This is a genomic window from Allobosea sp. (assembly GCF_051860145.1).
Classification (GTDB): Bacteria; Pseudomonadota; Alphaproteobacteria; order Rhizobiales; family Beijerinckiaceae; genus Allobosea.
On record NZ_JBHYEM010000007.1, the window covers coordinates 180,868 to 193,661 of the forward strand.

The following is a 12,794-nucleotide window of genomic DNA, read 5'->3' on the forward strand; positions in this document are numbered from 1 at the left end:
ACCCACCACAAACAAAAACCCCGCCTCTCGGCGGGGTCCCCGTCAACCTGTCGTGTACATCCGACGATCAGGCCAAGTTCCGTATCTCATCGCGCCATGACGGGCGGATGACAGCATCAGGCCGGAATGCGCTCCTCGACCTCGTTCGGCTCACGCAGCACATAGCCGCGGCCCCAGACGGTCTCGATGTAATTCTTCCCGTCCGACGCATTGGCGAGCTTCTTGCGGAGCTTGCAGATGAAGACGTCGATGATCTTGAGTTCGGGCTCGTCCATGCCGCCATAGAGATGATTGAGGAACATCTCCTTGGTCAGGGTCGTGCCCTTGCGGAGCGAGAGCAGCTCCAGCATCTGGTATTCCTTGCCGGTGAGATGCACGCGCGCGGCGTCCACTTCCACGGTCTTGGTGTCGAGATTGACGACGAGGTCGCCGGTGGTGATCACCGACTGGGCATGGCCCTTCGAGCGACGCACGATGGCGTGGATGCGCGCGACCAGCTCGTCCTTGTGGAACGGCTTGGTGAGATAATCGTCGGCGCCGAAGCCCAGCCCCTTCACCTTGTCCTCGATGCCCGCCAGACCCGACAGGATCAGGATCGGCGTCTTGACCTTCGCGACGCGCAGCGAGCGAAGCACCTCGTAGCCGGACATGTCCGGCAGATTGAGGTCGAGGAGGATGATGTCGTAATCGTAGAGCTTGCCGAGATCGACACCCTCTTCGCCCAGATCGGTCGTATAGACGTTGAAGCTCTCGGATTTGAGCATCAGCTCAATGCTCTGGGCGGTTGCGCTATCGTCCTCGATCAGCAGAACCCGCATGTCACGTCCCCAATTTCGCCCCGAGGCAAGCTCGACCACACTATCCGTCCGAACCCGCATGGCCCTGGACGCCGAGGCGCTTGCCCGATGAAACGCCACGCGACACGCTACGAGGAAATGGTTAACAAACCGTGATTCCCGAGCGCAAGCGCTTCATGGGAGAGAGTGAACGATCCTTGTCCATGTGAGTCTAAATTGACACGGATCGGTAGACCTTCTCCCGCGAATACACCTTTCGCGGAGGACAGTTTCGGGAAACAGGGACAAAATGCCCCCGCAACGCGACGCAGCCTCGAAACACAGTGTTAATCACAGAGGTAAATGAAAGGTTGACGGACGCCCTCATGACAGGCGCAAGGCACGGCTCGCGAAGGCTTTCGGATCTCGCCGCCACGATCGGCGATCTCGACGCGGTGACCGTTTACGGCCGCGTCACCGGCGTCCGCGGCCTGATGGTCGAGGTCGCGGGCCCGATCGGCGCGATGAGTCTGGGCGGGCGCATCGAGATCGAGATCGCGCCCGGCACACGCGTACCGTGCGAAGTCGTCGGCTTTTCGGGCGAGAAGGCGCTGGTGATGCCCTATGGCGGCCTCGACGGCGTCCGCCGCGGCTGCCCGGCCCATGTCGACAAGGCGGCGCCCGGCATCCGGCCGACGACGGCCTGGCTGGGACGCGTCGTCGATGCGCTCGGCCGGCCTGTCGACGGTGGCCCGCCCTTGCCGCAGGGCGAGCATCTCTGCCCCTTCCGCGGCGATCCGCCGCCCGCCCATGCCAGGCAGCGCGTCGGCGCACCCCTCGATCTCGGCGTGCGCGCGCTCAACGCCTTCCTGACCTGCTGTCTCGGCCAGCGCATGGGCATCTTCGCCGGCTCGGGCGTCGGCAAGTCGGTCCTGCTCTCGATGCTGGCCCGCTATGCGCGTGCCGACGTCAACGTCATCGGGCTCGTGGGTGAACGCGGGCGGGAGGTCCAGGAGTTCCTGCAGGACGATCTCGGCGAGGAGGGCCTGGCGCGCTCGGTCGTGGTGGTCGCGACCTCCGACGAGCCGGCCCTGATGCGCAAGCAGGCGGCGCTGACCACGTTGACCCTCGCCGAATATTTCCGCGACCAGGGCGCGCAGGTGATGTGCCTGATGGATTCGGTCACCCGCTTCGCCATGGCGATGCGCGAGATCGGGCTGGCTGCCGGCGAGCCGCCCACCACCAAGGGCTATACGCCGACGGTCTTCGCCGAGCTGCCGCGCCTGCTTGAGCGCGCCGGCCCCGGCGTGGCCGAAGGCGCGATCACCGGCCTGTTCACCGTGCTGGTCGATGGCGGCGACCATGACGAGCCGGTCGCCGACGCCGTGCGCGGCATCCTGGACGGCCATATCGTGATGGAGCGCTCGATCGCCGAACGCGGCCGCTATCCCGCGATCAACGTCCTCAAGTCGGTGTCGCGCACCATGCCGCGCTCCTGCGACCCGGCCTATTACCCGGTCGTCCAGAAGGCGCGTGCGACGCTGGCCACCTATGCCGACATGGAGGAGCTGATCCGGCTCGGCGCCTATCGCCAGGGCGCATCAGTCGAGGTCGATGAGGCGATCCGCCTCAATCCCGACCTGGAGGCCTTCCTGAAACAGGCCAAGGACGAGGCGACCTCGATGCCGGAGAGTTATGCAAGGCTCGCCGCCATCATGGCGGGTTGAACCTGGTACGGGGCCGCTCCCTTTCGCCCTGCCTCAGTCCACGTTAGAAGCCTCTCCATGGCAATAGTGCATTCTTGAAGATTCTGACCTTGATCGAAACAGATGATGCCTGCCGGGAGCTGTACCGCTCGCGCGATATTCTTGTCCGCGACGTGACCGGGCATGGTTCGAAGACATGCGTCGTCACCTTTGATTCCTTCACCGATCACCGCACCCTCGAAAGACCGGGCTTCGGCGAGGCCTTCCTGAGGGATCGCCGCATCGATGCCATCCATGTGCTGAGCCGCGACAATGACTGGTATCAATATGCCGAGATGCCGGACGTCATCGCGACGATCCGCCAGCTCACGACGCGATATGACCGCGTCGTCGCCTATGGGTCGAGCATGGGCGGCTATGCCGCCTTCCGTTTTGCCGGCCTGCTGGAGGCGGACAGCTTCATCGCCCTCTCGCCACAATTCACGCTCGATCCAGCAGTCGTGCCTTTCGAGCAACGCTGGCACGAAGCAGCGCAGCGGCTCTCCTTCATCTGGGATGGGCATGCCCCGGCCCCGGCTTGCGTCGGCTACGTCTTTTACGATCCGCACGACGATGATCGCCGTCACTTCTCGCTGATGGCGAACACCTGCCGGGTCATCGGCGTTCGACTGCCCTATGCCGGCCACCCGACAGGGGGATATCTCGCCGAGCTCGGCCAATTGCAGGATGCAGTGCTGCAGATCGTCGACGACGCGTTCGATCCTGCCGTCTTCGAGCGGCGGGCCCGGGAACGTCGACGCGACACGCCAACCTACTGGATGACGCTCGCGCACAAGACGTCGCGGCAGCGGTCGAAGCTGAAGATCGACCTCGCCCACCGCGCAGTCGCCCTGGCTCCGGGCAATCTGGAATATGCGAGCCAGCTGGCCGATCTGTTGCTGAACGCCCAGCGCTTTGAAGAGGCCGGCGCGCTCCACGAGCGCATCATGTCCCACGGGGCGCCCACTCCGATCATCCTGCATCGCTACTCCTGGTATCTCACCATAACCGAGCGCCTCGACGAGGCGGAGGCCATCGCCGCCCGACTGGTCGCCGACGCGCCCGGGATTGCCGGTTTTGCAGCCCAGCTGGCGACGATCCGCCAGAAGCGACAGAAACATGCCGAGCTCGACGCCACGCTGCGCGTCGCACCGCAGCGGAACGCGCGTTCGGGCTTGTTCGGCCTCGCAGGCGGCCTGTCGCACTCGATCTTCCGCGCCGGCGCGCTCCTGCGTGGCAAATCGCCGCTTGCAGGGCGAGATCCAGCCACCATCCGCAAGCGGCTGACGACCACACCGGCGCGGCCGCAATTCGTCGCCGGCTGGAAGCGGCATCTCGCCCATCGCAAGGAAACCGCCGGCAGCTCCGCCGAGCTGGTGCTGATCGGCGATTCGCTGGTCGAGTACTGGCCGGCGACCAGTTTCCCGCAGCGGCAGCTCAATCTCGGCGTCGCAGCGGACCGCACCCAGCATGTGCTCTGGCGGCTGGGGACCGCCAATCTTGCCCGGCTCGCCCCGGCCCATGTCGTCGTGATGGTCGGAACCAACAATCTTGCCAGCGGCGACGATCCGGCCGCGATCGCTGCCGGCATCACCGCCATCGTCCGCCGGCTGGGCGATATCTGGCCGTCTGCTCAGGTCCTGACGATCGAGATACCGCCCTGCGGACCGGAGTTCCGCTTCAACGCGCACACGCGCTTCCTCGCGAACCGGCTGCTGCGCGCGTCCCACGACACGCTCAACATCGATCAGGAGATGACCGGGGGGTTCAACCCGCGCAGCCCGAATTACCATCCCGACCATATTCACTTTTCGCAGCAGGGCTACGACGTGCTCACCCGCCTCGTCGCTGGCCGATTGAAGCCGGCCGTCGATCGCGAGAGCTAGCGACCCTGCCCTTCCGGGCGGCCGAGACGGCGCACCAGCACCAGCAGCGCCAGCAGCGCCGCGACCTGGATGCCGGCCGAGATCATCAGTGTCCCGCTGCTGCCGAAGCGCTCGATCAGCATGGCGAAAAGCAACGGGGCGGCGGCGAAGGTCAGGTTCTGCGGCACCGTCAGCCGGCCGAGCATGGTGGCGAAGCCGCGGCGTCCGAACAGGGCGAGCGGCAAGGTGGCGCGCGCGACCGAGATCACGCCCATCGCCGCGCTGAAGGCGACGACGAAACCGAGCGCCGCGGGCGTCGAGCCGGGCACGAGCGCCATGAACAGGCAGGCGAGCGGCCCCAGCATCAGCCCGACCAGCGCCACCCGTTCGACGGCGAGCTTTTCGCCCGCGACGACATCGACCAGGCGCGCGAGCAGCGTCGCCGGCCCGCCGAGCGAGGCGATCGTGACCGCCGTGGCACTGCTCAGCCCCGCGCTCTGGAGCAGGCCGATGAGGTGGAGCGGCACGCCCCAGGACACCAGTCCGCTCGCGGAGAAGGCGAAGGCCAGCAGCCAGAACACCGACCGGCGCTGTCCCGGTGGCACCCTCCCCTCCTCGTCGACCGTCGCGGGAGCCGGGCGGTCGGCGGCCGGCAGGCGCGTCGCGGCGGCCGGAATGGCGAGATGGATCGGCAGGACGATCACGATCTGCATGGCGGCAAAGACCAGCCAGGCCACGCGCCAGCCGAAGGCCGCCGACAGCGTCGCCGCAAGCGGCCAGAACACGCTCGAGGCGAACCCGGTCGCGAGCATCATCACGCCGATGACGCGGCGCGTCCGCTCGCCCATGAGCTGCGCCACCGTGACATTGCCGACATTGGCGAGCGTCATCGCGTGCCCGATGCCGATCACGAACCAGGTCGCGAGATAGCTGATCGGCCCCTGTGCGGCGGCGAGCAAGGCGAGGCCGAGCGCGCAGATCACGGCGCCGATGCACATCGAGCGGCGCGTGCCATGGCTGTCGAGATGGCGCCCGATCGCGGGCGCCAGCACGGCTCCGGTCACCAGCAGGATGGTGATCCCGCCAAAGATCACTTCGCCGCCGAGCCCCAGCTCCCGGTCGAGATAGGCGGCGAGCACCGAGGGTGCGTAATAGGTCGAGCCCCAGCCGATGATGCGTGTGAGCACGAGGCCGCTCAAGAGCGGCCAATGCTCGGGAAGGCGCGAGGAAACGGGCAAGGGGAGCGGTCCGGGCAGGCTTTGACGGGCGGGCGCCCCTAGACAGCAGAGCTTCTACATGGGGCCGTCAAGCGGCGTCAGCAGCCGCAACGCGGGCTCAATATGCGTCGAAAGCGGGCGATTTCGGTAAGAAACGATCAACCTCCTTGGTCCATTGTGCGCTTGTCTCGCGGATCGAGTTCCGGCGGCGAACCGAGGGGTCGGCTCGTCGCCATGCGTAACCAGGAGTTGGACACGACATGAAGTCGCGAGAGACCCTTTTGCGTCTCAAGCGCTTCCAGGTGGACGAAAAACGCCGCCGGGTAAGCCAGATTGAGATGATGATTGCGGAATTCCATCGCATGGCGACGGATCTGGATCGCGAGATCCAGAGCGAGGAGACACGGGCCGGCATCACCGACCCCGCTCATTTCGCCTATCCCACCTACGCCAAGGCGGCGCTGGGGCGGCGCGACAACCTGCGCCAGTCGGCCGACAACCTGAACGGCCAGCTCGACGAGGCCAAGGCCGAGCTTCAGGAAGCCTTCGAGGAAATGAAGAAGGTCGAGATCCTCGACGACCGCGAGCGCGCCTCGGAACGCGCGGCGGAAGCCGCCCGCGATCAGGCGATGATGGATTCGATCGGGCTGCGCTCCCGCGCCTGAGACCTAACTTGGCGATGCGACATCAGGGGCGGGAGGTCACGGACCTTCCGCCCTTTCCCGTTCGATCACCGGATGATGCGCCACGCTGTCGCGTGGCATGTGCCCGTTCAGGCGCGGGTCTTCATCGACCTCGACGCTGCGCTTGAACACCCGGAAGCCCGAGCGCTGGTAGAATTCCGGAGCGCCCTGGTGGTCGAGCGTGCAGGTATGCACCCAGAAGCGCGAGATCGGCTTCGACCACGCCAGCTTTAGCGCCCGGTTCATCAGCCAGCGGCCGGCGCCCTTGCCGAGGACCGGTTCCGTCAGGCCGAAAAAGGCGAGCTCGCCATCGCCGGCGATGCGGAAATCGAGCTCCAGCAGACCCACATCCCGGCCCTCGCTGCGCACCGCGAAGAATTCGACGGCGGGATCGGCCAGGATCGCTTCGATCTCGGGGAGCGGCTTGACCAGCCGGCTGAACCACATCCAGCGTTCGCCGAGGACGCGGTAGATCGCGAGATAGCGCACCGCGTCGGTCCGGCCGATCGGCTCCAGCGAGAAGCCGGACAGGCCGGGCGGATCGGGTCTCTCGGGCGGCGGCGCGAACATCTCCAGCGAGGTGACGATGGCCGCGATCTTGCCGGGCGGCAGATCGGTGATGCCTGTGAGGCTGATGGAAAGGCTCTCGCTCATGATCCGTTTCTGCTTCGACCCGGCCGCGGCTTCGGCGGCGGGGGCGCGTTTTCAGCGGCGGTTGTCCGCCTCGCCGCGATCATGACATGATCGCGGCCGCAAGATCACCGCCGATGATTCATCACCGTCATTCGCCATGCGGGCCGCCGCGGCCTGCGGGGCGCCCGCCCCGTCTCGGCTGACGGACGATTCGCAACGAACGGGACGCCCTCCGTGACGGCGCTGCGCCGCCGAGGCCTGTCTCTATCCAAGGATTATCTCGATGATCAGACAAACAAGCCTGAAACTCGCCGCCGGCCTGCTTGGCCTTGTGGCGCTCGCGGGCGTGGCCCTGGCGCAGCAGCATCAGGGCCACGGCGCTCATGGCGCAGCGCCCGCCACTGCGGGCGACACCCCGGCGACGACCGCCTACAAGGCGGCCAACGACAAGATGCACAAGGACATGGGCATCGCTTTCACCGGCGATGCCGACGCCGATTTCGTGCGCGGCATGATCCCGCATCACCAGGGCGCGATCGACATGGCCAAGGTCATGCTCGCCCATGGCAAGGATCCGGAGCTGAAGAAGCTCGCGACCGGCATCATCGCCGATCAGGAGAAGGAGATCGCCTTCATGCGGGACTGGCTCAAGAAGAACGGGAAGTAACACTTTTCCCCCCGGTAAGCGGCGGCAACGCCGCTTGCCCTTGCCTTCCCCTGCTGGCACACAGATGAAGGTTCGCTTCGGCCGGCATTTTGGCTTTCCCTGCGCGCCGCGATGCAGTCCCTGATGCCTTCTCGCCGCCTGCGGGTTACATGAAACGCTATCTCGACTATCTCTGGCCGGTCATCGGCCTCGTCGCGGTCATCTGGTCGGTCGAGCTGCTCTGGGACAAACTCAAGGCCGAGGCGCTGACAAACGAGGCCGTCAGCGCCAGGCTCGAGCAGGCCGGGCTGTGGGAATCGATCAAGATCGTCGCCTCCGGGATCGGCGAGAAGATCGCGCTGATCTCGCCCGACGCCTTCCTCCATGCCGGCCTCGCGACCCTCGTCGCCTATGCCGCGCTCGCCTGGTACGATCGCATCGCCCTGATCCATCTCGGCAAGGAGAAGGGCATCTCCTGGCCCTATATCTCGCTCTGCTCCTTCGTGACCTATGCGCTCTCGCACAACATCGGCGCCTCGGTGTTTTCCGGCGGCATGGTCCGCTTCCGGGCCTATACGGCGAAGGGACTGACCGCGGGCGAGGTCGCGGTGCTTGTGGCGCTCTGCTCCTTCACCTTCGCCTTCGGCACGATCCTGCTGCTCGGCCTCGTCCTCGTCGGCGAGCCGCAGATCCTGCGCCCGCTCGGGCGGCTCTCGCACTGGTTCGCCATCGGCGACAGGACCGCGCGCCTGATCGGCTTCGCCATGCTGGCCTTCGTCGCCCTCTACACGATCGGCGCCTGGCTCAAGTTCCGGCCGCTCAAGCTCGGCAAGTTCGAGGTCATCTATCCGCGCCTGCCGATCGTCTTCCGGCAGTATCTCGCCGCGCCGCTCGAACTGATGGGCGCGGCCGGCATCATCTATTTCGCCTTGCCGGAACAGGGCAATCCAGGCTTCTTCATCGTGCTCGGCGCCTTCCTGCTGTCCTTTTCCGCCGGCTTGCTGAGCCAGGTGCCGGGCGGGGTCGGCGTCATGGAAGCGGTGTTCCTGGCGGTGATGCCCGGCGTGCCGGCGCCTGCTGTCTTCGCCGCGCTGCTGATCTGGCGCCTGTTCTACCTGATCCTGCCGCTGGTGATCTCGCTGCCGATCGTGCTCGCCTTCGAGCGCGGCCAGCTCAAGAAGCACACCCGCATCGCGCCGCCGCCCTGACGGGCCGGAGCAAAGTTCGATCCGGCCGGATCGAACTTTGCTCCGTCTTTTGGTGGACGCATTTTCTTCACGCGAACCGGCGGCCACTTCGCTCGAAAATGCTCTATCGCCTGAGCGCGATCGCGGCGGCGGCGAACATCATCACGGCGCCGACGGCTTCGGGCCAGCCGAACGGCTCACCCAGCACGACGACGCCGGCGGCGACCGCGATAGCCGGGCTGACGAAGGCGTAGAGCCCGGCATGGAATGCGCCCCAGTCGCGCAGCAGCCGCATATAGATCGTGAAGCCGGTCAGCGAGCCGCCGATGACGAGAAATGCCAGTGCCGGCCAGACCGGCCACTGCGCCAGCGCCTGCACTTGCGGCAGGCCGACCGGCTCCCAGGCCAGCGAGATCGCGGCGAGGCCAGCGCCGCCGATCGCCGTCTGCCAGCCCGCCAGCGTCAATGTCGGCATCGTGCCGGCGATCCGCCGCGACAGCACCGCGCCGAAGCAATAGAGCAGCGTCCCGAAGGCGACCGCGGCAAGGCCCCAGAGCTCGAGCGGGTTGCCGAAAGCCCCGAGACCGGCGCTCAGGCGCGTCGCGAACAGGAAGCACAGCCCTGCCATGCCGAGCGCGATCGCCGCGACACGCCGGCCGGTGATCGGCTGCCCCTCGATCAGCCGGCTCGCGATCAGCGTGTAGATCGGGATCGTCGCCATGTTGACGATCGCCGCGAGCCCCGAGGGCGCATGCGCCAGCCCCCAGAACAGGAAGGCGTAGTTGCCGGTATTGACCAGAAGCGCCGTGACCAGCAGCCGGGCACGGGCCGCGCGCGGCACCGCAAAAACGTCCCGCCCCGCCCAGATCAGCATGATCGCGCCCGCGATCACGAAGCGCGCCGCGGCGAAGAAGACCGGCGGGACATGCGTCGAGCCGATTTTCACCGGCAGGAAGGTCAGGCCCCAGACCAGGCACATCATGATGAAGTAGAAAGCGTTGCGCGACATGGTCAGGCCTTAGCCTCGCGCATGCGGCACGGCCAATGCGCGATTGGCGATGTCATCATGGGCGCAGCGCAGGGAGGGAGGTATTCGGCGGCATCGCGGGCTTGCGATCTCGCTCATCTACTATAGAAGATATGACGCTATGATAATGGACGATCTGACGTCAAGGCTGGCCGAGCGGGTGCGGATCGAGCGCGAGAGCCGCGCCTGGAGCCTGAGCGATCTCGCCGACAAGTCCGGCGTCTCCCGGGCGATGATCAGCAAGATCGAGCGCGGCGAGGCGAGCCCGACTGCGATCCTGCTCGGGCGCCTTTCGGGTGCCTTCGGGCTGACCCTGTCGAGCCTGCTTGCGCGGGCGGAGGCGCCCGGCGAATATCTCAGGCGCGCCGCCGACCAGCCGCTCTGGCGCGATCCGGAGACCGGCTTCACGCGCCGCGCCGTCTCTCCGGCGGGCGAGGCCGGGCTGGAGCTGGTCGCGGCCGAATTGCCGCCCGGCGCCTGCATCTCCTATCCGGCCAGTTCCTACAGCTTCATCCGCCAGCAGATCTGGGTGCAGTCCGGCACGCTGGACTTCCGCGAGGGCGAGGCGACCAGCCGCCTCGAGGCCGGCGACTGCCTCGAGCTCGGGCCGCCCAGCGATTGCAGCTTCACGAATCCCGGAACCGAGCCGGTGCGCTATCTGGTGGTCGTGGTGCGGCGCTAGGCAGAACCCGCTGCGGCTCCATCGTCATTGCGAGGAGCGAAAGCGACGAAGCAATCCAGAGGGACTGGGTGAGGCCCCTGGATTGCTTCGCTTCGCTCGCAATGACGCGAACTGGCCCCGCCCCTGATCACTGCATCAAATGCTGCCGACCGTCTTCAGCCTGACGCGCGGGTGGATCTCGGCCTGCGAGAGCACCGGCGTCTCCCGCCGGAAGCGCTCGATGATCTGGCGCACGAAGGGCCGGGCCATGGCCGAGGTGACCAGCGCCGGCATCTCGCCGAGGCGCGCCGCCTCCTCGAACTTGTCGCGCACCTGATGCACGAAATCCTGCAGGCGTGACGGCTGCATCGCCAGGTGTCGGTCCTCGCCCTGGCCGACGATCGATTCGGCGAAGATGCTCTCCCAGGCCGGCGAGAGCGTGATGATCGGCAGATGGCCCTGCTGATTGGAGAACTGGGCGCAGATCTGGCGCGCCAGCCGCACCCGCACATGCTCGGCGATCTCGCGCGGGTTCTTGAGCCCGCCCGCAACCTCCGCGATGCCCTCGACGACGGTGGCGAGGTCGCGGATCGAGATGCGCTCGGCGAGTAGCAATTGCAGCACGCGCTGGATGCCGGTCGTCGAGATCTGGCTCGGCACGATCTCCTTGACCAGATCGGCATGGTCCTTGGGCAATTCGCGCAGGAGCTTCTGGACCTCGCCATGCGAGAGCAGCTCCGGCATGTGCGACTTGAGCACTTCGGTCAGATGCGTCGAGATCACGGTGGCGGCGTCGACCACGGTGAAGCCGCGCAGCTGCGCCTCGTCCTGGAGCGAGGCGTCGATCCAGGTGGCGGGCAGGCCGAAGGTCGGCTCCAGCACGTTGTGGCCGGGCAGGTTGACGCTGCCGCCCATCGGATCCATCGCCATGTACTGGCCGGCATAGACGATGCCGTGACCGGCATCGATCTCCTTGATCTTGATGTAGTAGTGGTTCGCCTCGAGCTGGACGTTGTCGACGATCCGCACCGCCGGCATGACGAAGCCGAGCTCGGCCGCGAGCTGGCGGCGCAGCGCCCGGACCTGGTCGGTCAGCCGGTCCGCCCCGCCCGCCGCATTGACCAGCGGCAGCAGGCCGTAGCCGATCTCGATCTTGAGCTCGTCGAGCTTGAGCAGGTCGTTGAGCGTCTCCTCCTTCGGCGTGCCGTCGGCCTCCAGCGGCGAGGCGGCCTGCGCGACCGCTGCCGCCTCGACCTCGCGGGCCTTGGCGAGCCGCCCGAAATGATGCGCCAGCCAGGCGGAGCCGCCGGCGAGGACGAGGAAGGGCAGCATCGGGATGCCGGGCAGGATCGCGATCAGCAGCATCACCGCCGCCGACATGCCAAGCGCCTTCGGATAGCCCGAGAGCTGCTTGCCGAGCGCCTTGTCGGCGGCGCCGCGCACGCCCGATTTCGAGACGAGCAGGCCGGCCGCGGTCGAGACGATCAGCGCCGGGATCTGGCTGACGAGCCCGTCGCCGACGGTGAGCTGCGTATAGGCATGCGCCGCGTTGCCGAAGCTCATGCCCTGCTGGGCCACGCCGATGATGATGCCGCCCAGCACGTTGATGAAGGTGATCAGCAGGCCGGCGATCGCGTCGCCGCGCACGAATTTCGAGGCGCCGTCCATCGAGCCGAAGAAATTGGCCTCGTCCTCGAGCGCCTTGCGCCGCACCTTGGCGACCTCCTGGTCGATCAGCCCGGCCGAGAGATCGGCGTCGATCGCCATTTGCTTGCCCGGCATCGCGTCGAGCGCGAAGCGTGCGGCGACCTCGGCGATACGGCCCGAACCCTTGGTGATCACGACGAAATTGACGATGATCAGGATGGTGAAGACGATCACCCCGATCACGAAATTGCCGCTCATCACGAAATTGGCGAAGGCCTCGATGACGTGCCCGGCCGCCGCCCCGCCCTCATGCCCGTGCGACAGGATGAGGCGGGTCGAGGCGAGGTTGAGCGCCAGCCTGAACATGGTGACGATCAGCAGCACCGTCGGGAAGGCCGAGAACTCCAGCGGCTCCTCGATGAACAGCGCCGTCATCAGCACCAGAACCGACAGGATGATCGAGAGCGCCAGCAAGAGATCGAGCAGGATCGCCGGCAGCGGAAAGATCAGCACCACGAGGATGCCCATCACGCCGATGGCCAGGAACAGGTCGGGCCTGTTGAACAGCTTTCCCATGACGCCGCTATTGGGCATCCTGAAGCCGCCGCCCGCGCCTGCCGTCACATCCGTCATCGACCCGCCCATCCCTCGCCGACCGGCGCTTGGGGCGCATTCCGCGCCACCCCGCTGACGCGACGGTACCCGGC

Annotated in this window: 11 protein-coding genes; 6 read left to right on the forward strand and 5 right to left on the reverse strand. The window is 66.7% G+C overall.

Features of this window, described 5'->3' with window-relative positions; genetic code table 11:
• Positions 1 to 116: 116 nt before the first annotated feature.
• Positions 117 to 818 carry a response regulator transcription factor CtrA gene (gene ctrA / locus ACTIF2_RS14510; RefSeq protein ID WP_043237919.1) on the reverse strand — a complete coding sequence of 234 codons (702 nt, stop codon included), beginning with the start codon at positions 816 to 818 and terminating at the stop codon, positions 117 to 119.
• Positions 819 to 1,162: 344 nt separating this feature from the next.
• On the opposite strand from ctrA, the gene fliI reads away from it, so the two are divergent.
• A complete protein-coding gene (gene fliI / locus ACTIF2_RS14515) occupies positions 1,163 to 2,503 on the forward strand; it encodes a flagellar protein export ATPase FliI (protein ID WP_439497795.1) in 1,341 nt (446 codons plus the stop codon).
• Positions 2,504 to 2,592: 89 nt separating this feature from the next.
• The gene (locus ACTIF2_RS14520; RefSeq protein WP_439497796.1) at positions 2,593 to 4,407 is read left to right on the forward strand and encodes an alpha/beta fold hydrolase; all 1,815 of its coding nucleotides are present in this window, start codon (positions 2,593 to 2,595) and stop codon (positions 4,405 to 4,407) included.
• Here ACTIF2_RS14520 and ACTIF2_RS14525 read toward each other — a convergent pair.
• Entirely contained in the window at positions 4,404 to 5,573 is a 1,170-nt protein-coding gene (locus ACTIF2_RS14525; protein WP_439497797.1) for an MFS transporter, read from the reverse strand. The genes ACTIF2_RS14520 and ACTIF2_RS14525 overlap by 4 nt on opposite strands.
• Before the next feature lie 290 nt (positions 5,574 to 5,863).
• Between ACTIF2_RS14525 and fliJ the strand changes: the two genes are divergently transcribed.
• Positions 5,864 to 6,268: a flagellar export protein FliJ gene (fliJ, locus tag ACTIF2_RS14530; protein ID WP_439497798.1), complete on the forward strand. Its 405-nt coding sequence runs from the start codon at positions 5,864 to 5,866 to the stop codon at positions 6,266 to 6,268.
• Positions 6,269 to 6,304: 36 nt separating this feature from the next.
• Here fliJ and ACTIF2_RS14535 read toward each other — a convergent pair whose 3' ends face one another.
• On the reverse strand, positions 6,305 to 6,940 hold the full coding sequence (locus tag ACTIF2_RS14535) for a GNAT family N-acetyltransferase (protein WP_439497799.1): 636 nt from the start codon (positions 6,938 to 6,940) through the stop codon (positions 6,305 to 6,307).
• 262 nt (positions 6,941 to 7,202) lie between these two features.
• Between ACTIF2_RS14535 and copM the strand changes: the two genes are divergently transcribed.
• Positions 7,203 to 7,586 (forward strand): CopM family metallochaperone, encoded by a 384-nt coding sequence (gene copM / locus ACTIF2_RS14540; protein ID WP_439497800.1) that lies wholly within the window; start codon positions 7,203 to 7,205, stop codon positions 7,584 to 7,586.
• Between the two features lie 149 nt (positions 7,587 to 7,735).
• Entirely contained in the window at positions 7,736 to 8,773 is a 1,038-nt protein-coding gene (locus ACTIF2_RS14545) for a lysylphosphatidylglycerol synthase transmembrane domain-containing protein (RefSeq protein ID WP_439497801.1), read from the forward strand.
• 103 nt (positions 8,774 to 8,876) lie between these two features.
• On the opposite strand, the gene ACTIF2_RS14550 is transcribed toward ACTIF2_RS14545, so the two are convergent.
• Positions 8,877 to 9,761 (reverse strand): DMT family transporter, encoded by an 885-nt coding sequence (locus ACTIF2_RS14550; RefSeq protein ID WP_439497802.1) that lies wholly within the window; start codon positions 9,759 to 9,761, stop codon positions 8,877 to 8,879.
• A 145-nt stretch (positions 9,762 to 9,906) separates the two neighbouring features.
• Here ACTIF2_RS14550 and ACTIF2_RS14555 point away from each other — a divergent pair, with 145 nt between their 5' ends.
• Positions 9,907 to 10,461 carry a helix-turn-helix domain-containing protein gene (locus tag ACTIF2_RS14555; protein WP_439497803.1) on the forward strand — a complete coding sequence of 185 codons (555 nt, stop codon included), beginning with the start codon at positions 9,907 to 9,909 and terminating at the stop codon, positions 10,459 to 10,461.
• A 135-nt stretch (positions 10,462 to 10,596) separates the two neighbouring features.
• Here ACTIF2_RS14555 and flhA read toward each other — a convergent pair whose 3' ends face one another.
• A complete protein-coding gene (gene flhA, locus ACTIF2_RS14560) occupies positions 10,597 to 12,681 on the reverse strand; it encodes a flagellar biosynthesis protein FlhA (protein WP_439497862.1) in 2,085 nt (694 codons plus the stop codon).
• Positions 12,682 to 12,794 lie beyond the last annotated feature (113 nt).

Excerpts from the sequence above, each read along its gene's own strand:
- ctrA (WP_043237919.1), bottom strand. The coding sequence starts at position 818 with ATGCGGGTTCTGCTGATCGAGGACGATAGCGCAACCGCCCAGAGCATT.
- fliI (WP_439497795.1), top strand. The coding sequence starts at position 1,163 with ATGACAGGCGCAAGGCACGGCTCGCGAAGGCTTTCGGATCTCGCCGCC.
- fliJ (WP_439497798.1), top strand. The coding sequence starts at position 5,864 with ATGAAGTCGCGAGAGACCCTTTTGCGTCTCAAGCGCTTCCAGGTGGAC.
- ACTIF2_RS14535 (WP_439497799.1), bottom strand. The coding sequence starts at position 6,940 with ATGAGCGAGAGCCTTTCCATCAGCCTCACAGGCATCACCGATCTGCCG.
- copM (WP_439497800.1), top strand. The coding sequence starts at position 7,203 with ATGATCAGACAAACAAGCCTGAAACTCGCCGCCGGCCTGCTTGGCCTT.
- ACTIF2_RS14545 (WP_439497801.1), top strand. The coding sequence starts at position 7,736 with ATGAAACGCTATCTCGACTATCTCTGGCCGGTCATCGGCCTCGTCGCG.
- ACTIF2_RS14550 (WP_439497802.1), bottom strand. The coding sequence starts at position 9,761 with ATGTCGCGCAACGCTTTCTACTTCATCATGATGTGCCTGGTCTGGGGC.
- ACTIF2_RS14555 (WP_439497803.1), top strand. The coding sequence starts at position 9,907 with ATGGACGATCTGACGTCAAGGCTGGCCGAGCGGGTGCGGATCGAGCGC.
- flhA (WP_439497862.1), bottom strand. The coding sequence starts at position 12,681 with ATGCCCAATAGCGGCGTCATGGGAAAGCTGTTCAACAGGCCCGACCTG.